Origin of the sequence: Rhodopirellula sp. P2 (assembly GCF_028768465.1) — a bacterium.
Lineage (GTDB): Bacteria > Planctomycetota > Planctomycetia > Pirellulales > Pirellulaceae > Rhodopirellula.
On sequence record NZ_CP118225.1, the window covers coordinates 1,071,661 to 1,088,737 of the forward strand.

Annotated in this window: 15 protein-coding genes; 8 read left to right on the forward strand and 7 right to left on the reverse strand. The window is 57.3% G+C overall.

The window, feature by feature from the left end; translation table 11 throughout:
* The first annotated feature begins 85 nt into the window (after window positions 1-85).
* Window positions 86-2,743, forward strand: a complete 2,658-nt coding sequence (locus tag PSR62_RS03710; protein WP_274408327.1) for a circularly permuted type 2 ATP-grasp protein — start codon at window positions 86-88, stop codon at window positions 2,741-2,743.
* A 5-nt stretch (window positions 2,744-2,748) separates the two neighbouring features.
* On the forward strand, window positions 2,749-3,669 hold the full coding sequence (locus PSR62_RS03715) for a transglutaminase family protein (RefSeq protein WP_274406482.1): 921 nt from the start codon (window positions 2,749-2,751) through the stop codon (window positions 3,667-3,669).
* Between the two features lie 532 nt (window positions 3,670-4,201).
* Here the strand turns inward: PSR62_RS03715 and PSR62_RS03720 are convergent.
* Window positions 4,202-4,591: a hypothetical protein gene (locus PSR62_RS03720; protein WP_274406483.1), complete on the reverse strand. Its 390-nt coding sequence runs from the start codon at window positions 4,589-4,591 to the stop codon at window positions 4,202-4,204.
* A 14-nt stretch (window positions 4,592-4,605) separates the two neighbouring features.
* Window positions 4,606-4,908: a hypothetical protein gene (locus tag PSR62_RS03725; protein WP_274406484.1), complete on the reverse strand. Its 303-nt coding sequence runs from the start codon at window positions 4,906-4,908 to the stop codon at window positions 4,606-4,608.
* 374 nt (window positions 4,909-5,282) lie between these two features.
* On the opposite strand from PSR62_RS03725, the gene PSR62_RS03730 reads away from it, so the two are divergent.
* The gene (locus tag PSR62_RS03730; protein WP_274406485.1) at window positions 5,283-6,626 is read left to right on the forward strand and encodes a DUF1552 domain-containing protein; all 1,344 of its coding nucleotides are present in this window, start codon (window positions 5,283-5,285) and stop codon (window positions 6,624-6,626) included.
* Window positions 6,626-9,139: a DUF1592 domain-containing protein gene (locus PSR62_RS03735; RefSeq protein WP_274406486.1), complete on the forward strand. Its 2,514-nt coding sequence runs from the start codon at window positions 6,626-6,628 to the stop codon at window positions 9,137-9,139. The genes PSR62_RS03730 and PSR62_RS03735 overlap by 1 nt, the downstream gene beginning before the upstream one ends.
* Here PSR62_RS03735 and PSR62_RS03740 read toward each other — a convergent pair whose 3' ends face one another.
* Window positions 9,140-9,523, reverse strand: a complete 384-nt coding sequence (locus tag PSR62_RS03740; protein WP_047814718.1) for a cold shock domain-containing protein — start codon at window positions 9,521-9,523, stop codon at window positions 9,140-9,142.
* 4 nt (window positions 9,524-9,527) lie between these two features.
* A complete protein-coding gene (locus PSR62_RS03745) occupies window positions 9,528-10,253 on the reverse strand; it encodes a YqgE/AlgH family protein (RefSeq protein ID WP_274406487.1) in 726 nt (241 codons plus the stop codon).
* Between the two features lie 150 nt (window positions 10,254-10,403).
* Between PSR62_RS03745 and pdxH the strand changes: the two genes are divergently transcribed.
* Window positions 10,404-11,075: a pyridoxamine 5'-phosphate oxidase gene (pdxH, locus tag PSR62_RS03750; protein WP_274406488.1), complete on the forward strand. Its 672-nt coding sequence runs from the start codon at window positions 10,404-10,406 to the stop codon at window positions 11,073-11,075.
* 48 nt (window positions 11,076-11,123) lie between these two features.
* Here the strand turns inward: pdxH and PSR62_RS03755 are convergent, their stop codons facing one another.
* Genes PSR62_RS03755 through PSR62_RS03765 form a run of 3 tightly spaced genes read right to left on the reverse strand, consistent with a single transcriptional unit; the run spans window position 11,124 to window position 13,532 of the window.
* Window positions 11,124-11,357 (reverse strand): hypothetical protein, encoded by a 234-nt coding sequence (locus PSR62_RS03755; RefSeq protein WP_274406489.1) that lies wholly within the window; start codon window positions 11,355-11,357, stop codon window positions 11,124-11,126.
* Complete coding sequence (locus PSR62_RS03760) at window positions 11,354-12,433, reverse strand: D-2-hydroxyacid dehydrogenase (RefSeq protein WP_274406490.1); 1,080 nt, start codon at window positions 12,431-12,433, stop codon at window positions 11,354-11,356. Before PSR62_RS03760 ends, PSR62_RS03755 begins: the two co-directional genes overlap by 4 nt.
* Window positions 12,417-13,532, reverse strand: coding sequence for a glucose 1-dehydrogenase (locus PSR62_RS03765; protein ID WP_338020131.1), 1,116 nt, complete (start codon window positions 13,530-13,532; stop codon window positions 12,417-12,419). The genes PSR62_RS03760 and PSR62_RS03765 overlap by 17 nt, the downstream gene beginning before the upstream one ends.
* A gap of 181 nt (window positions 13,533-13,713) precedes the next feature.
* On the opposite strand from PSR62_RS03765, the gene PSR62_RS03770 reads away from it, so the two are divergent.
* The 3 genes from PSR62_RS03770 (at window position 13,714) to sufB (ending at window position 16,904) form a co-directional block, all read left to right on the forward strand.
* Window positions 13,714-14,559: a helix-turn-helix transcriptional regulator gene (locus tag PSR62_RS03770; protein WP_274406492.1), complete on the forward strand. Its 846-nt coding sequence runs from the start codon at window positions 13,714-13,716 to the stop codon at window positions 14,557-14,559.
* Between the two features lie 64 nt (window positions 14,560-14,623).
* Window positions 14,624-15,439 (forward strand): Fe-S cluster assembly ATPase SufC, encoded by an 816-nt coding sequence (gene sufC / locus PSR62_RS03775; protein ID WP_047814711.1) that lies wholly within the window; start codon window positions 14,624-14,626, stop codon window positions 15,437-15,439.
* A 58-nt stretch (window positions 15,440-15,497) separates the two neighbouring features.
* The gene (gene sufB / locus PSR62_RS03780) at window positions 15,498-16,904 is read left to right on the forward strand and encodes a Fe-S cluster assembly protein SufB (protein ID WP_274406493.1); all 1,407 of its coding nucleotides are present in this window, start codon (window positions 15,498-15,500) and stop codon (window positions 16,902-16,904) included.
* Window positions 16,905-17,077: the final 173 nt, after the last annotated feature.

Consider the following 17,077-nt stretch of genomic DNA (forward strand, 5'->3'; position numbering starts at 1 on the left):
TTGAATCCTTGGGCTCAGCTACAATTGCGCTTCAGTGCTCAACCGCGACGAAGAAGTTTGACCCCGTGGGAACATCCGCGGGTCGATACTGTTGCCAACTCCGATCGAATCACAGGTGAACGTGCCGACTCCCACCGCGACAGCTCCGTCCAATGATTTGCCATCGGGATCCCCGCTTGGGCTGTCGTTGGCAAACTACACCTCAATGGCGGAACGCTTTGACGAGTGCCGCCTGCCCGATGGTGCTTTGCGGCCGTGTTGGAAGAGCATCGCCGATGAAGTCATGGCACTTGGCTCGTCAGGGCTGAACGATCGTGAATCGCAAATTGAACAGCTGATTCGCGAAAACGGTTCGACGTTTCAAATCGACACCGGTGAAGGCACCCAGACGCGTCCTTGGCAATTGGGGACGGTTCCGATGGCCATCGCCGATCAAGATTGGAATCGGTTGGTGGTCGGATTGACGCAACGGACCCGAGTGCTGGAAGCCATTTTGGCCGACTTGCTCGGACCCCAACGTCTGGTTCGCGAGCGAGTTTTGCCACCGGAGTTGTTGTGGGACAACCCTCGGTTCCTGCGTGTCTATCACAACTTGCCCGTTTCGGCGGGGCATCGATTGCATTTGGTTGGTTTCGATGTGGCGCGTGCCAATGATGGTGGATGGTGGGTCACCGGCGATCGCACCCGGGCACCCAGTGGATTGGGGTATCTGCTTGAGAACCGAATTGTTCATGGACGTGTGTTCCCGCATTTGAGTCGCGCCGCGAATGTGCGCCGCTTGGCATCCTTCTTTGGATCGATGCGACGGCATTTTCGGTCGCTGGCACCACGTCAGGACGGCAACCCACGGGTCGCCTTGTTGACGCCAGGCCATGGCAGCTATCGCGATTTTGAAGATGCCTACCTCGCGCGTTACTTGGGATACACGTTGGTCCAAGGCCGCGACTTGGCAGTTCGTGGCGAACGCCTGCATTTGAAGACCTTGGGCGGTTTGCTTCCCATCGAAGTTCTATGGCGTCATGTCTCGGATCGGAAATGCGACCCGCTGGAATTGGATCCGCATTCCACCGAAGGGGTGACGGGATTGTTGCGATGCAAACGCGGTGGGCAATTGGCCGTCGTCAACTCGATCGGAAGCGTGATCGCGGAGATGCCTGCTCTGATTCCGTTCTTGCCAGCGGCGGCGAAGTTGTTGTTGGGGGAAACACTTCAGCTTCCCAGCGTCGCAACGTATTGGTGTGGGGCAGAAAAGGAACGTCGCTATGTGCTGGAACATCTTGATGAACTGGTCATCCGGGATGCGTTTGCGGTCAGCGACACTCGACCGGTGATGCCGATCCGTTGCAGTGCGGAAGAGAATGAAGCCTTGGTTCGTCGCATCAAGACGCAACCCAATCGATTCGTCGGGCAACATCGGTTTTCACACAGCACCACTCCAGTGTGGCATCGCGATCGGTTCGAGCCTTGGCATGTGTCGCTACGAACGTTTGTTCTCCAGACCAAGACCAACATCGAAGTCTTGCCCGGTGCGTTGGCACGCGTCAGTCCGAAAGAAGATTTGCTGAGCAACTCACCGACGCAGGGTCAGTTGACACAAGATTGCTGGATTGTCAGTGACAAACCGGTGGACCATGAAACGACGTTGTTGTCCCACGACGAAAGCACCATCGTGCTGCGACGCAGCGGGGCGGAATTGCCCAGCCGTGTGGCCGAGCATCTGTTTTGGTTGGGACGTTACGTCGAACGTTGTGAATCGATTGCCCGTTTGCTTCGAACCACCTTGGCACGTTTGGTTGGCGAAGATGAACTGAGCGATCTGCCTGAAATGTCGAGGTTGGTCGCGGCGTTGGCCGCGGTTGGTCAGCTCGAACCGGACTACGTGATCGAAGGTCTCGACGGCGCCATGCCGCAACTGGACAGCGTGTTGCCTTCCAGTGTGTTTGACACAGCCAATCCGAGAGCCCTGCAGATTTCGGTGGCCAGTGCTCTGCACAACGCGACCGCAGTCCGCGACCGGATTTCACTGGACGCCTATCGCATCTTCCAAAGCATGCACTCGGACATCTCCGGTGCGAAACGATCCGTGGCACCCAACGTGTCGCGGGCAATGGAGCGACTCAATCGTTTGATCACTCATTTGATGGCCTTCAGTGGTTTGACCGCGGAAAGCCTGACCCGAACACATGGTTGGCGGTTCGTTTTGCTCGGACGACGCTTGGAACGAGCGGACCAAACAGCGGAGTTGTTGCTGGCAACGATGACGCGTCCAATCGCTGATGAAGTCGGGCTCTGTGAGAGCATTCTTGATGCAACGGATAGTTTGATGACCTATCGTTCGCGGTACTTGTCATTGGTCCGTCCCGCGCCAGCAATCGATTTGATGGTCACGGACGAAACCAACCCGCGATCACTGCGTTTTCAGCTCAATGATATTCAGCAACTGCTGAGTGATCTGCCGACGGAACCAGGGCGTGTGGCGCTGGGGGCAGATGAGCGTTTGGCCCGTGAACTTCAGCACCCGTTGTTGATCGCGGACGTTGCGACGCTGACCGAGGTCAACTCAGCCGGGACGCGGGTGGAACTGGAGCGATTGCTGGAATTGGTTCAAACGAAAATCCCACAACTGGCCAACGCGATCGCAGGGCGTTACCTCATTCACACCGCTCCCGAGCAGACTCTGACCGGAGATCGCGAACAAACGCTGGATGATTCGTTGATGCCCTCCGAAACGTCACCAAGGTGAATCCAATGCCACGGTCGGTCACTTACGACATCGTCCATGAAACGAAGTACAGATACAGCGAACCGGTTGCGGTTTGTCTGAATCAACTTCGTATGCGCCCGCAGACGCGTCCGCCGTCGGTGGTGTGCAACCAGTGTTCGGTCACGATCGAACCGATGCCTGCCAAAATCGACACGCACCCGGACTACTTTGGCAACGTTGTTGATTCGTTTGCCATTGAATCACCTCATGAGTCGTTGGTGGTCAAGGTCAACAGCCAAGTGCAGGTGACTGCGATCAACCCTTTCGAATCCCAAAACATTCCGACCGTGGGCCAACTAACCAACGCAATCCGAACGGGCCAAGCACAACCGGATCTCCTCGCCAAGGAATATGTCTTCGCGTCGCCTCGGATTCCCCTGGCGGAACACTTTGCCGCGTACGCGAAAGCGGTCGTGAATGAGGACTCGTCCGTGTTGGATGCGGTGCTGAGTTTGACCAAGCACATTCATCAGGATTTTCGATACGATTCCACCGCCACGGACGTTGCCACCACAACCGAAGCGGCGTTTGAGTTGAAGGCGGGAGTTTGCCAAGACTTCTCGCATGTCCAGATTGCCTGTCTGCGAAGTCTGGGTTTGCCCGCGCGGTACGTCAGCGGGTACTTGCGGACGCTGCCGCCTCCAGGGAAACCGCGATTGATCGGCAACGATGAGTCGCATGCTTGGATCAGTGTTTACGCCGGGGAAACGTTGGGTTGGATTGATTTTGATCCCACCAATTCGTGCCAGATCGGCGTCGACCACATTCCCGTCTGTGTGGGCCGCGACTACGACGATATCAGTCCCATGCGAGGCATCGTGCTCGGCGGCGGTGAAACCACTCTCTCCGTCAAAGTGGATGTGGCGCCGGTCGAACTGCCGGCCGTGATCATCCCGCCTGCCTGAGGCTGGTATTGGTTCGTTGCCGTATCGCGTCGCGTTCTCCGGTGCAGAAGGATGGTTAAACTACCTCCGTCCCCTTTTCGCGTCGTCCCCTTTTCGCGTCCCGCTGGATGGCGAAACCTCCCTTCGCCCCAGATGGGGCGATCGTCGGTAGCTCGGGGCGGAAGCCCCGAGACCGATGACGGAACGCAGCAGGTCGCCCCGGACGGGGCCGTCGTGGGAACGAGTTGAGGCCCGAAGGGCCGGCAGAACTCCTGCCGGGGCCGTGAGGCCCCGGTCCACACGATCACCCCGAGCCCAGCGGGGCGACGGAGCACAATCGTCTCTGTCACCCCTTCGGGGTTTTGTTTTTTTGTGGGCATTCTCTTCCGGGGCCTGAGGACCCCGGCAATGGCTCTGTCGACCCTTCGGGCCTTGTTGAGGCGAGCGATGGTGCCTGGTACCGGCTCCGCCGATCCGGTAGCGAGAATGCGATCGAAGCTCTCCGGGGCAGAAGGATGGTTAAACTACCTCCGTCCCCTTTTCGAGCGCCGTGTCAGAACCGAGTCATCACGGCAAGCAACGCCACAACAAGGGCAACAGTTGGGAGGACAGACCATAGGCACCACCACGTCTGATCGAGGCGAGAGATACCAAGCCGGCATTTCCAGTAGACCCAGCCGGATACGAGCAGAATCGGGAACGATAAGATCCAGGCGTACACCGGAGCCACGATCACTTCGTAAAGTTCCGGATTCTTGGTGTCGCCCGTGAGCAGGGCGAATGCACCAAGCGAGCCGAGCAGGCCAAGTGGTATTTGCAACAGCGAAATCGCACGTAGGACCCACACCAGAATGCGTGGATTGTCGAGTGGGTCACCATCGAACCCGGGCGACGCTGGTTGGTCGAGCTCCGTAGTTGGTGGCAGGTAAGGGGACTTGTTCAAGCTTTGCCCAACGTTCAAGCAGTCACTTCAGTCGCATCGATTGTGCGTTGAATTTTGTCGCCGCACTGGGACGCGAGCAACCAAGCGACCGGGACGCCCCCCGGTCGCGAGATCGAGTCTACCAGATACGAACCTTGGTCGTCCGAGACGGTTCCGCATCCTGGGAGCGCTGGCGGAACCAGGCGGGCTGGCTTGGGGCTCATTCCCTTTGCACTTTCGACCTGAGTTTCCACACCCACGATCACCCCGAGCCCAGCGGGGCGACGGAGCACAATCGTCTCTGTCACCCCTTCGGGGTTTTGTTTTTTTGTGGGCATTCTCTTCCGGGGCCTGACGGCCCCGGCAATGGATCTGTCGGCCCTTCGGGCCTTGTTGAGGCGAGCGATGGTGCCTGGTACCGGCTCCGCCGATCCAGTAGCCAGAATGCTGCCGAAGTTCTCCGGTGCAGAAATGGGAAAGTTTGTTGGGTGGCACCAAACGGACGCTATGGTGTTGCAAGCGAATCCGCTGGGAGAAAACCAGCTGCATTTGTTTGTAAGACGCCAACTCACTGGGATCGGCTGGCTTCCCGGTGGCCGGGCGGATTCGGTGGTGGTTGGGATTGGAACGAGCCACACGTTTCGTCATTGCGTTGCGTCATCGCTGGTAGACTGTCGATTGGTCTTGATGTCTGTCTCCCTTGGAAAGAGCGATGAATTCGTTTTCTCGACGAAATGTTTTGCGTGCCGCGGGTGTTTCGGTGGGCTTGCCGGCGTTTGCATCGCTGCCGGTCTCAAAGACTTCTGCGCAAGTGGTCCAAGGGGAATCCGCAGGGGCCAGTTCGACGAAAGCCAAGCGACGCATGGTCTGCATCGGCAACATGCTGGGGTTCTATCCCGACGCCTTTTGGCCCCAGCAGCCAGCTGAAAATTTGTCCTCGTCCAGCAAGCGGTTGAGCAACGGTTTGATCGAACACCGGCAAATGCGGTTTGGTGAATCCAGCCAGTCGCTCGCCGAAATCGAAGATCAGTTGACCGTGATCTCGGGTTTGGACCATGGGCTCAAAGGCGGCCACTTCGCGATCCACGCGTTCTTGTCAGGTGTTCGCCAGATCGATGCGCATACGATGCCGTTGGCCAACATCACGCTCGATCAATTTGCGGCCCAATCCATCTCAGGTCAAACGCGATTCCCGACGCTGACGATTGGAAGTGAATCGGGGATTCACGGCGGATGCCAGCTTTCTTGGACGCGCAGTGGAACGCGAGTCCCACCGATCCCCGGACCACAGCAGTTGTTTGAAACGCTGTTCGTGGGGACGGACCCGAAGCAGAAACAAGCCGCCGCCGACCGCATTGGACTTCAAAATTCGATCTTGGACTTGGTTCACGGAAGTGCCAAAGAAATTGAGAAGCAACTCGACCGGCAGGATCAGCAGAAGCTCGATGAATACCTGACGTCGGTTCGTGACGTGGAGCAACGACTTGCCCTGCGAAGGAGTTGGTTCGATGTGCCGAAGCCTGATGCTCCGTTCGACCAGCCCAAGAATCGCAATCTCGTGGAGGATTTGCCGTTGCTGTACGACCTGATCGTGTTGGCTTTGCAAACCGATTCCACTCGCATCGCGACGCTCGAGATCGGTGGTGATTTCAATCCCAACGATCTGGGAATCAAAGGTGGCTACCACGCATTGTCGCATCATGGAAAGCGCCAAGAGAACATCGACAAACTGATTGCAATCGAACGCTATCAAGTCGAACAGTTCACTCGCTTCATCGACAAACTTGCCAACACCAACGATGAACATGGGCCGTTGCTCGATCAAACCTCGGTTCTGTTTGGAAGCGGGATGGGCAATGCCAACTCGCACACCAACAGCAATTTGCCGCTCGTGATGGCCGGCGGTGGCGGAAAGCAGGGGCGGTGGCTCGCGTTTGATGAACAGGCGAACGATCGTCCACCGCTGACCAATCTGTACGTCTCCCTGTTGCAGGATTTTGGTGTCGAAACGGATTCGTTCGCGACCAGCACCGGGACACTCCGAGGTTGGGCCTGATGTTGTCTCCGCACCTGTTTCGATGGTTGATCGCCTGCGCTCTGCTGCATTCCTGGTGCGGAGTCCAGGCGGAGGGAGCACAACGGATCGACCCGGTAGGTTTCCTGGAAAGCTACTGCATTGATTGTCACACCACCGACGATCCAGCCGGGGAACGAGACTTGGAATCGTTGAACCTTGGCGAATCAGATTTCGACACTCAGTTGTTGTTGCAGGAAGCGATCGATGAGCTGACGCTTCGTTCGATGCCGCCTGAGGATGGGGACCAACCATCCCAGGAAGAACGCTTGGCAGCGATCGACGCGTTGACACAGCGTTTGACTCAGATGCGACAGGAGGTGACCAGCACGAACGGCCGCACGGTCTTGCGACGGCTCACTCGCCGCGAATACCGCGAGACGGTGGCGAATCTTTTGAACATCGACATGACCATGTTTGATCCGACCTTGGAGTTTCCAGCGGACAATCTGTCGGCGCACTTTGACAACGTGGGTGACACGTTGGTGATGTCGGGGCATCTGTTGGAACGGTACCTCGATGCGGCGGACCAGTGCGTCACCAAAGCGATGGGGCCCAGCGAGCGTCCCGCTGTGAGTGAATGGTCGTTTCGTGGGAAGTTCCCGCAGCAAGCGGAATTGAGGTCCGCACATCGTCGCGCCTTCAACGATCGATTTTTGTGTCTCTACGACCATCCGTTCAATGACAAAACCGAGGGTGGTTACGGCCACATCGAGTCTTTCTCCAAGGGCGTTCCGGTTGATGGCACCTATGAAGTTTTGGTGCGGGTCAAAGCGATGCACCGCGACACGCCGTACAGTGATCAAGCGGTCAAGATTGATTTGGAGGAACCATTCCGCCTGGGCATCCGGCCGGGCGACACGCGAATTGGTGACCTGCCTCACCGGCAACCGATTCAGCCTTTGCTAGCCGAATCGGTGGTGCCCGACGACGATTTTGAGTGGATCCGATTCGAAGTCCCGCTCGATCGCGGGTTTGTGCCACGCTTCACCTTTGAAAATGGCATGCATGATGTGCGTGGTTCTTACGCTCGGATCTACCGGATGCACCGCGATTTGTTGCCAGAGAAGATTCGCAACACCGCCGGTATCTTTCTACAGCGCATCGCGCTGATCAGCGAGGGAAAGATCCCACACCTGCGTCTCGAAGAGGTCAAAATTCGCGGGCCGATCGACCGTTCATGGCCCACGGCGAGTCAGCAGGCGTTGTTCGGTCTCGAGGCGTTCGGGGAAGAATCTTGGGGCGAAGCGAAGGTGCGAGATCGGATTCAAGCCTTCGCCACGCGAGCCTATCGACGTCCCGTCACTGAAACCGAGGTCGCGGAATTGATGGCGTTCTACGATTCACGCCAGGCGTTGGGGCTTTCGTCTCGGTTGGCTTACGCTGACACCGTCAAAGCGATGTTGTGCAGCGCTGCGTTCTTGTACTTTCAAACACCGGACGCCGAGAGCGGGCAACTGTCCGAGTATGCGTTGGCGGAACGATTGGCGTACTTTCTGACATCGAGCATGCCCGATGCAACGCTTCGTCGATTGGCGGACGAGGCCAAACTGAACGATCCTGAAACGCTGCGTCAACAAACGCGACGGCTGTTGGCTGCCGAGGAATCCGATGCGTTTGTCGCCGACTTCCTGGACAACTGGTTGGATCTTCGCTCGCTTGGATCCATGCCGCCTGACCCCCGTGAGTTCGCGTTCTTCTACGCGGGTGATCTGCAAGTTGACATGAAACGTGAGACGCGGATGTTCTTCCGTGACCTGATCGACCGAGACGATTCGTTGACCGAATTGCTCACCGCGTCGCACTCGTTTCTCAACCGTGATCTGGCAAAACTGTACGGGGTCGTTGATGCGTTTCCGAGCGAACAGGCGACCGAATTTCGTCGTTTTGATTTCGAGAAGTCGTCTGGTCAGGGACCATTGGGGCGAGGTGGTTTGTTGGGCCAAGCCAGCATCCTGACGGTCTCGGCCAATGGGATTGAAACGTCACCGGTGACGCGAGGGGTGTGGTTGCTAGAAAACATTCTTGGGACGCCCACTCCACCACCGCCCGACGATGTGCCAACGATCGAACCGGACACGCGAGGAGCCAAGACGATCCGTGATCAACTGTTGAAGCATCGCGAGAATGCGACTTGCTTTCAGTGTCACCGGAAGATCGACCCGCTTGGATTTGCAATGGAGGGCTTCGACGCGATTGGTCAGTCACGGAAGGTTTACAACACCAAGCCGCGACGCCCGATCGACATCTCTGGCGAACTGCCGGGCGGAGCCAAGTTTGAGGGGGTCGAAGGTTTGAAGCGGCAACTGATCGAGCGGCAGGACTTCGTCGCCCGGACGGTGACGGAACGCTTGCTGATGCACGCCTTGGGCAGGCGAATCGAACCATCCGACCGAGCGGCGGTCGACGCGATTCTGATGCCCCTCAAAGAGGAGGGCTATCCAATGGCTCAGCTGATCGAATCCATCGTGACCAGCGATCTGTTTCGTCGCTGATCAGGACTGGTTGTCACGCCAAGTCGGGCGTCGCCGGCGAGCTTTGGGGTGGTGGAACACCAGATCGAACGTCGCGTCGCGGGCGGACAGTTTTTTGCCGTCGGGACGATCCGTCGGTCGGAAGACTTTGGCACGCAGACGTTTGGTGTCATCGAATTGGTCATCGTCCAGTTCGAATTCGACGTAGGAGTCGACGTCGAAGGTCTCGCCGTTGCTGGCTTCCCACGCTTTGAAGTGGAAGAAGACATCTTCCCGGAAGTCGTCGGAATCGATGAAGCCATATTCGCCCTCGGGCTTGATGACTTTGATTCGGCCCAAGCGGCGTTTCTGGATGCGAAACGGCTTTTCAGTGTCGTCGGAGTGGTCTGTTCGAGGTCGGTTCATACGCTCAGTTTAACTCGGCCGATCCAGGAACGTCAGTCGTATCCAGCCAACGAGCGACTGAATTTGCCGTGGCTCGACGGATCATGCGGGGCCACATCGTCGCATCATCGGCGTTCAGCACGTCCGAAGTGGCAGGAATTCGGTGCCAAATGCCCTGCTCAATCTCGTTTTCGAGTTGTTCAGCAGTCCAACCCAGGTGCCCCACGATCAAGCGGTAGGGAAGTTGATCGGACTTCAGCAACGCCTCCAGGTTTTCACGTTGTGCGGCGACGAAGATGCCCTCGCCCGTTTCGGCTTCTGCCAATTCACGGGTGGAGTGCACCGCGACAATCGGCCCTGAAAGCGGGCCGCCAAAGTGCAGCGGCGATCCATTGGAGAGCTTTCCCGCGATGAGTTGCTGGGTCAGTTGGTCCTTTTGATCGCCCGGAATCATCACCGCAGACGCCTCCGGATCGGGGATTTCGGGTGCATCCGGTTGCTGATCGACGACAGCATCCAGTTCGAGAGCCTCGCCCTTCTCTTCCGACTTCCACCGCGGAATTTTCGGCGTTTCACTGTCTTGGGCTTGGACCGCGATGGCACCCGCCATCGCTTGCATGGGGCGGTTGAGCATCAACCCGATCGCGTGTTCCACATCTTCATGGACCAACAGGCAAACCGCTTGGTTGAGCGCGGTGCCATCGACCAATGTCGAGCTGACCAGCAAATCACCCGTTTGCACGTTTTGCATTTGAATTCCGATTGGACAGGGAAGAGGGTGGTTGCCAAAAAGACAGTCACCCGTGAAGACTGCTAAGGAAATAGGCAAGCGGCGCGCCAAACGCGTTGTTGTCATCGCCTGAGTTCTCTAAAAGCCCCTGATTTCCGGTCTCAAACAGTTATGAGCGATTTCATCCCACCCGCGATGGACCAGATGCGAAAAAACTATTCCTTGGGGGGGCTGCATGAAAAAGACGCCAAACGTGACCCCTTGGTTCAGTTTCAATGCTGGTTTGAAGAGGCTCTGGAGGATGTGCCCAGCTGGTTCGAACCCAACGCGATGACTTTGTCGACAAGCGATTCAGACGGCGAAATCACCAGCCGGATCGTTCTTTTGAAGGGCGTGGAGGAGAAAAAGTTCCTCTTCTACACCAATTACGACTCGACCAAGGGAACGCAAATGCGAGCCAACCCGCGAGTTTCGCTGTGCCTGTTCTGGCCACATTGCCAGCGTCAGGTCCGAATCCAAGGAACGGTGGACAAGGTTTCGCGAGAAATGTCGGAGAAGTACTTTCATTCCCGCCCCCGCGACAGCCAGCTTGGTGCGCACGTGAGTCAGCAGTCGGCGACCATCGAATCTCGCGACGCCTTGGAAGCCACACTGGACGAGCTGAAGGCTCGCTTTCCCGAGGGCACCCAGATCCCATTGCCCGAGAACTGGGGCGGTTACGCGGTGACGCCAATGTCCTTTGAGTTCTGGCAAGGACGACCCAGTCGACTGCACGATCGGTTGGTTTACCAACGCGAAAACGCAGCCTCCGACGAATGGACGATCAAGCGTCTCTCGCCCTGAGGCAAGCGAATTCTGGCGAATCCGGCTACTAGGAAGTCGAATGGCTGATCATTGCTGACTCGACTGAGCCTGCTGGATTTGCAGAGTCGATGTCGCGTCTTCTGGAGCATCGTTCGGAGCGGGGGCACGAACGGTGATCGAAAGGTTGATCGATCGGTAAGTGCGGTTGAACTCTTCCACAAACGATTCGCGATGCGTTGGCGGCATCAGCAAGGGACCCTCGGCATGGTCGCCCAAGTACAGGATCGCATCGCCGGGAAGAGTCGCTCGCCAACTGCTCATGATTGCGATCGAACCCAGGCGGCGTGCGAGTCATGGGGATGAGGGAATCCGAGGTTCTTGTCGACTCGGTTGATGATCGTTTCGCCGTGAAAGTAACGTCGCAGATTGACGCAAGCCAGATCGTTGGAGTCATCCACTCGGCGAGCGGATTGAGCGCCGACGTGCGGCGTGATCAACACGTTCGGGTCGTCCCACAACGGGCTGTCTTCGGGCAACGGTTCGGTGTAGGTCACATCGACACCCGCACCCGCCAAGTGGCCGCTTTGCAGCGCGTTGACCAAGGCATCTTCGTCGAGCACTTGACCGCGAGCGACGTTGATCAGGTAGCCACCCGGTTTCATCGCGGCAATCTGTTCGGCGCCGATCCACTTGCGAGTCGATGAGTTCAATGGCAGCGTCAGGATCACGATGTCGCAAGCGGCGAACAAGTCATTGACGCGTTCGGCTGGCCACAGCGTTTCCACTTCGGGTGGGCAATCTTCGGGGTAGTAATCGGTCGCGATCAGACGAACGTCCCACGGTGCAAGCTTGGCGGCGATGGCGCGTCCGTTGCCGCCCAGTCCAACGATGCCGACGGTTTTGCCACGCAGGTCATCGGTGGGAAGCCGAATGAATTCGCGTTTCGGACGGGCTCGTTCAAACAGCCCGATGCGACGTAAAACGCCGAACAATAGCGCAAAGGTCTGCTCGGCGACTTGGGGTGCAAACAGCCCCGACGCACTGCTGACCATGATGTTCGGATTCGCGATCACGCCGGGAACAAGGCAGTGATCCAGCCCAGCGGCGCTGGATTGAATCCATCCCAAACGACCCGCCGCCAAGACGCGATCCCAATCCACCGGGACCTTGGCGTGCCCGATGAAGATGTCTGCGGTGGGAAGCAGTTCGTCGATGCGTTCCTGCCCTGCGTCCACGACTTCGACGTCGTGGTTCAGTTGGCAGTTCGGGTCCGCCTTCAAATCCGCGAGCGTTGCTTCGAGTTGCTCGATGTGTCGCGGCAGGGCGGGGTAGCACAAGACGACTCGGCGAACCGAGTCGATCTCATTGAGCGGCAATCGTTCACGCGGATGCGACATTGACGAACACCTTCAAGGCATCTTTGTCTTCGACCAACAAACGCATCATCTCTTGGAAGTTGTCCAGGCCTTCGACCGGATTGGTCAGGATCTTTTCCAGTACACCAGGGAACATCATGTCGCCAAGTGCCAAGTCACGGATGCCCATTTCGAAGTGGCCGCGGTTGGCGTTGACGCTGCCGAGCAGAAGCTTGTTGCCGAGCACCCATTCGATGTTGATCTTGTCCGAAGGAACTTCGGTCTTGCGTTCGCCACCGGTGATGCCGGTCCAAACCACAACGCCGTTGTGACCGATGTGTTCCATCGCTTCGAACGCCAGCGGGCTGAAGCCCGTTGCATCGACGATCAAATCGGGGCGACCGGTCTTGGCGACCAACTCCGACATGGATGTTTGCGCGGTGCTGACGTAGGTCGATTCCATTCCTTCGACAATTTCAGCTTTCAGGTTGGGAGCTTCTCCGCGGGCGAGCGTGAAGACTTCCAGTCCGCGAAGCTTCAGCACCAACGTGGTCAGCAAACCGATTTGTCCGGCACCCAGGACGTAAGCGACCTTGGGGTTCCAGACTTTCATCCGGCGTTGAGCTTCGTAGGCTTGGTGAACCGCTTTGGCGGCGCAGCTCATTGGTTCTTGCAACACGTGCAGGTGCTGCAGACCTTGTGGCACGCGAACGATGTATTCCTCTTCGTCGACGAAGTACTCGGTCAAGAAACCATGACGCAGATTGATCCCACGCTCGTAGTAGGTTTCTTCGCTGGTCATGTCGTTGGTGCCGATCAAGTCATAGATCGAATTCCCAGGACGGCGAACCGTGGCGGTCACGAAGTCGCCCGGTTTGACTCGTTTGACGTTTTCGCCAACGGCTTCGACGACGCCAAAGCACTCGTGGCCGATGACCAAGTAATCGTCGCCATCGGGAGCGTTGCCGTACAACGCGTCATTGATTTCCCGGTCCGTCGCGTCGACGCCAACCTTCAAGACTTTGACCAGCACACCCAGGCCGTCGGCGACTTGGTCGACCGATGGGCGAGCGATCTCTTGCATGTGAACACTGTTGGGAGTCCCTGGCCTGACCGCGACGGCTTTCATCAAAAAATCCACTCATCTGGGGGTGTCGAAGAAAAATCGGAGGTCGGTTTCGACCCCACAATGGGTTTCGAAGACGAAATCGTCCCGAAACCGCCCAGATCGTAACGAGACGGCGAATTTCCTGTGAGGGGGTTCTCAATCTATTTTTCACAACAACGGTTGTCAAAAATCAAAGGATTGGAATACTGGGTGTATGGCAACGTCTTCTTCCACCTCTGAATCGACTTCCGACCCGACGGGCGAGCGTCCTATTTCGGTGGTGACATCGCGGGCCCAAACGGCGGTCAACGCGGCGGTGGTTCGGAGTGTGGATCGGGAGTTGTTGCTGTGTCTTCGCAGTGGTGAACCGAAGGCGATTGGTGATTTGACAAAGCAATTGGGCGTGACCGCGACGGCGGTTCGACAACGTGTCGAACGGTTGCTCGAGGTTGGGTTGATCGCCCGAGAGAAAGTCGTCGCTGGTCGTGGTCGGCCGACCTACCACTACGTGTTGACGCCCGCTGGTTATCGCCGAGCGGGTGCTGACGCGACCGAATTGGCGGAGGCCATGTGGGCGGAGATCGTTGCAATTTCCGAAGAGGACACTCGCGAAAAATTGATTTCTGCGATCGCTTCTCGATTGGGGCGTCAATTTGCCGCGGCATTGCAAGGCGATGTCGATGGTGTGGCGGTTCACGACGAAAACAAACCGGCGTGTTCCTGTCAGAAAAATGGCGGCGACGAAGATACGTTCCAAGAACGAATGCAGCGATTGACGTCGATGCTGCAAACGAAGGAGATTTCCGCCTCCCTGATCGAGGTGACGTCTCAACTCGACGGTGTCCTTCCTGTTTTGGACATCGAGGCATGTCCGTATCCGAGTTTGACCGCTGCGGCGGGCGACCGGTCGATGTGCCGACTCGAAGAACAAATGTTGTCCGAAGCTTTGGGCGAAGACGTTCATCTGAGCAGTTGCCGGATGGATGGCGACTCGTGTTGCCAATTTTCGACCAAATCCGACAACGACACCAATTCAACCTCCAATTCCGAACCGGGTTGAGAGCGCGTCTCTCACCGATCTCGCTATACGACCAACTGTTTTTCTCTTGAAGGCTTCTCTTGCCATGAATCACATCCTGAAAATCGAAAACCTGCACGTTTCCGTCGGCGACAAACCGATTCTGCGTGGCGTGAACCTGACGATCAATCACGGCGAGACACACGCCTTGATGGGCCCCAACGGCAGCGGCAAAAGCACGCTGGGTTTGGCGATCATGGGTCACCCCGGTTACACCGTGACCGACGGCAGCATCACGTTGGACGGCGAAGATGTCTTGGCGATGGCACCCGACGAGCGTGCTCGGGCTGGCATCTTCATGGCGTTCCAACGCCCGATGGCGATCCCCGGCGTGAAGATGGCTGACTTCCTTCGGCACGCAACGACCAACGTTCGCAACCCAGACCGCAAGGAAGGCGAAGAGCTGATTCCGATGCGAGAGTTCCGCAAGGAACTGAAGGAAAAGATGGCTCACCTGCGAATGGATGTCGAGTTCGCCCGCCGGTATGTCAACGATGGTTTTTCTGGCGGCGAAATGAAGCGAGCTGAGATCCTTCAACTCGCCATGCTGCAACCCAAATTCGCGGTCCTCGATGAAACGGACTCGGGCTTGGATGCCGACGCGGTGCGTTTGGCCAGCGAATCGATCGCTGACATCGGTCGCGAAAAGATGGGACTGTTGATCATCACGCACCACGACAAGTTGTTGGTGCACAACCCACCGGAATACACGCACGTGATGCTCGGTGGCCGCCTGGTTGAAACTGGCGGCAAAGAATTGGCCGTGGAATTGCACGAGCATGGTTACGACCGAATTCGCAAGTCGTACCCCGAAGCCGAAGCCGTCAACCAAGAAATGTTGGCCGAAGAAACCGCGGTCTGATTGCCCGCGACGATTCCTACCAAGACAGATTCCACACCACGCCCACTGAGCTTTTACCATGGCGACCGACGTCACTGAAAACGACCAAATCGGCGAAATCAACAAGTACAACTTCCGCACCGAAACCACCGGTGTCTTCAAGGCCCAAAAAGGCCTGAACGCGGATGTTGTCAATCAAATTTCGGACATCAAGAACGAACCTGACTGGATGCGGGAATTCCGCTTGAAGTCATTGGCGGAGTTCGAATCACGCCCCATGCCCAAATGGGGTGGTGCGCTCGACTTGGATTTCCAAGACATCTACTACTATCTCAAGCCGACCGGACAGTCCGAGAAGTCTTGGGACGATGTTCCCCAAGAGATCAAAGACACTTTCGACAAGCTGGGCATTCCTGAAGCCGAGAAGAAATTCTTGGCCGGGGTGAAGGCTCAGTTCGAAAGCGAAGTCGTCTACGGTTCGTTGCAAGAAGACCTCGCCAAGCAAGGCGTGTTGTTCACCGACACCGACGCTGCGGTTCGCGAACACCCCGAGCTGTTGCGAGAGTACTTCGGCAAGATCATTCCGCCGACCGACAACAAATTTGCCGCCCTCAACAGCGCGGTTTGGTCGGGCGGTTCATTCATCTATGTGCCACCTGGCGTGCAGATTGAATTCCCCTTGCAAGCGTATTTCCGTATCAATGCGGAAAGCATGGGCCAGTTCGAACGAACACTGATCATCGTCGATGAAGGTGCCAGCATTCACTACGTTGAGGGCTGCACCGCTCCGATGTACACCACCGAATCGTTGCACAGTGCGGTCGTGGAAGTGATCGTCAAAAAGGACGCTCGTTGTCGCTACACGACGATCCAAAACTGGGCCAACAACATCTACAACCTGGTCACCAAACGCGCTTATGCGTACCAGGACGCGACGATGGAGTGGGTCGACGGGAACCTCGGCAGCAAGCTGACGATGAAATACCCCGCCGTTCACATGATGGAACCCGGTGCTCGTGGCGAGATCCTTTCGATCGCCTTCTCATCGGCCGGTCAACACCAAGACGCGGGTGCCAAGTTGGTGCATGCGGCTCCGAACACGACGGGCCAGATCATCAGCAAATCGATCAGCAAGAACGGCGGGCGCAGCAGCTACCGCGGTTTGGTTCGCGTTGAACCAGGGGCTCACAACAGCAAGAACAGCGTTGTCTGTGACGCGTTGATCCTGGATCCCGAAAGCCGCAGCGACACGTACCCGTACATCGAAGTGGCGGAGCAAGATGTCCAGATCGGTCACGAAGCCAGCGTTTCGCGGATTGGCGAAGAGCAAATGTTTTATCTGCTCAGCCGTGGTCTGACCGAATCGGAAGCCAGCACCATGATCGTCAACGGCTTCATTGAGCCGCTCGTGAAAGAGCTGCCGATGGAATACGCCGTTGAGATGAATCGATTGATTCAACTGCAAATGGAAGGCAGCGTCGGCTGATTCATCGCCGACCCGCCAACACTCGCCGCTCGCGACTTTACTTGGTCGCACTTGAAAACGGCGCATTGATAGCGGAAGGGCGCGAGCCCTCCGGTGACGCACCGGGCGGCTTGCGCCGCTCCGCTAAGACGATTTGTTGTACACCACACAACCTGTTGCTCGGCGGTGCCCTA

Excerpts from the sequence above, each read along its gene's own strand:
- PSR62_RS03715 (WP_274406482.1), top strand. The coding sequence starts at position 2,749 with ATGCCACGGTCGGTCACTTACGACATCGTCCATGAAACGAAGTACAGA.
- PSR62_RS03725 (WP_274406484.1), bottom strand. The coding sequence starts at position 4,908 with ATGCCCACAAAAAAACAAAACCCCGAAGGGGTGACAGAGACGATTGTG.
- PSR62_RS03730 (WP_274406485.1), top strand. The coding sequence starts at position 5,283 with ATGAATTCGTTTTCTCGACGAAATGTTTTGCGTGCCGCGGGTGTTTCG.
- PSR62_RS03735 (WP_274406486.1), top strand. The coding sequence starts at position 6,626 with ATGTTGTCTCCGCACCTGTTTCGATGGTTGATCGCCTGCGCTCTGCTG.
- PSR62_RS03740 (WP_047814718.1), bottom strand. The coding sequence starts at position 9,523 with ATGAACCGACCTCGAACAGACCACTCCGACGACACTGAAAAGCCGTTT.
- PSR62_RS03745 (WP_274406487.1), bottom strand. The coding sequence starts at position 10,253 with ATGCAAAACGTGCAAACGGGTGATTTGCTGGTCAGCTCGACATTGGTC.
- pdxH (WP_274406488.1), top strand. The coding sequence starts at position 10,404 with ATGAGCGATTTCATCCCACCCGCGATGGACCAGATGCGAAAAAACTAT.
- PSR62_RS03755 (WP_274406489.1), bottom strand. The coding sequence starts at position 11,357 with ATGAGCAGTTGGCGAGCGACTCTTCCCGGCGATGCGATCCTGTACTTG.
- PSR62_RS03760 (WP_274406490.1), bottom strand. The coding sequence starts at position 12,433 with ATGTCGCATCCGCGTGAACGATTGCCGCTCAATGAGATCGACTCGGTT.
- PSR62_RS03770 (WP_274406492.1), top strand. The coding sequence starts at position 13,714 with ATGGCAACGTCTTCTTCCACCTCTGAATCGACTTCCGACCCGACGGGC.
- sufC (WP_047814711.1), top strand. The coding sequence starts at position 14,624 with ATGAATCACATCCTGAAAATCGAAAACCTGCACGTTTCCGTCGGCGAC.
- sufB (WP_274406493.1), top strand. The coding sequence starts at position 15,498 with ATGGCGACCGACGTCACTGAAAACGACCAAATCGGCGAAATCAACAAG.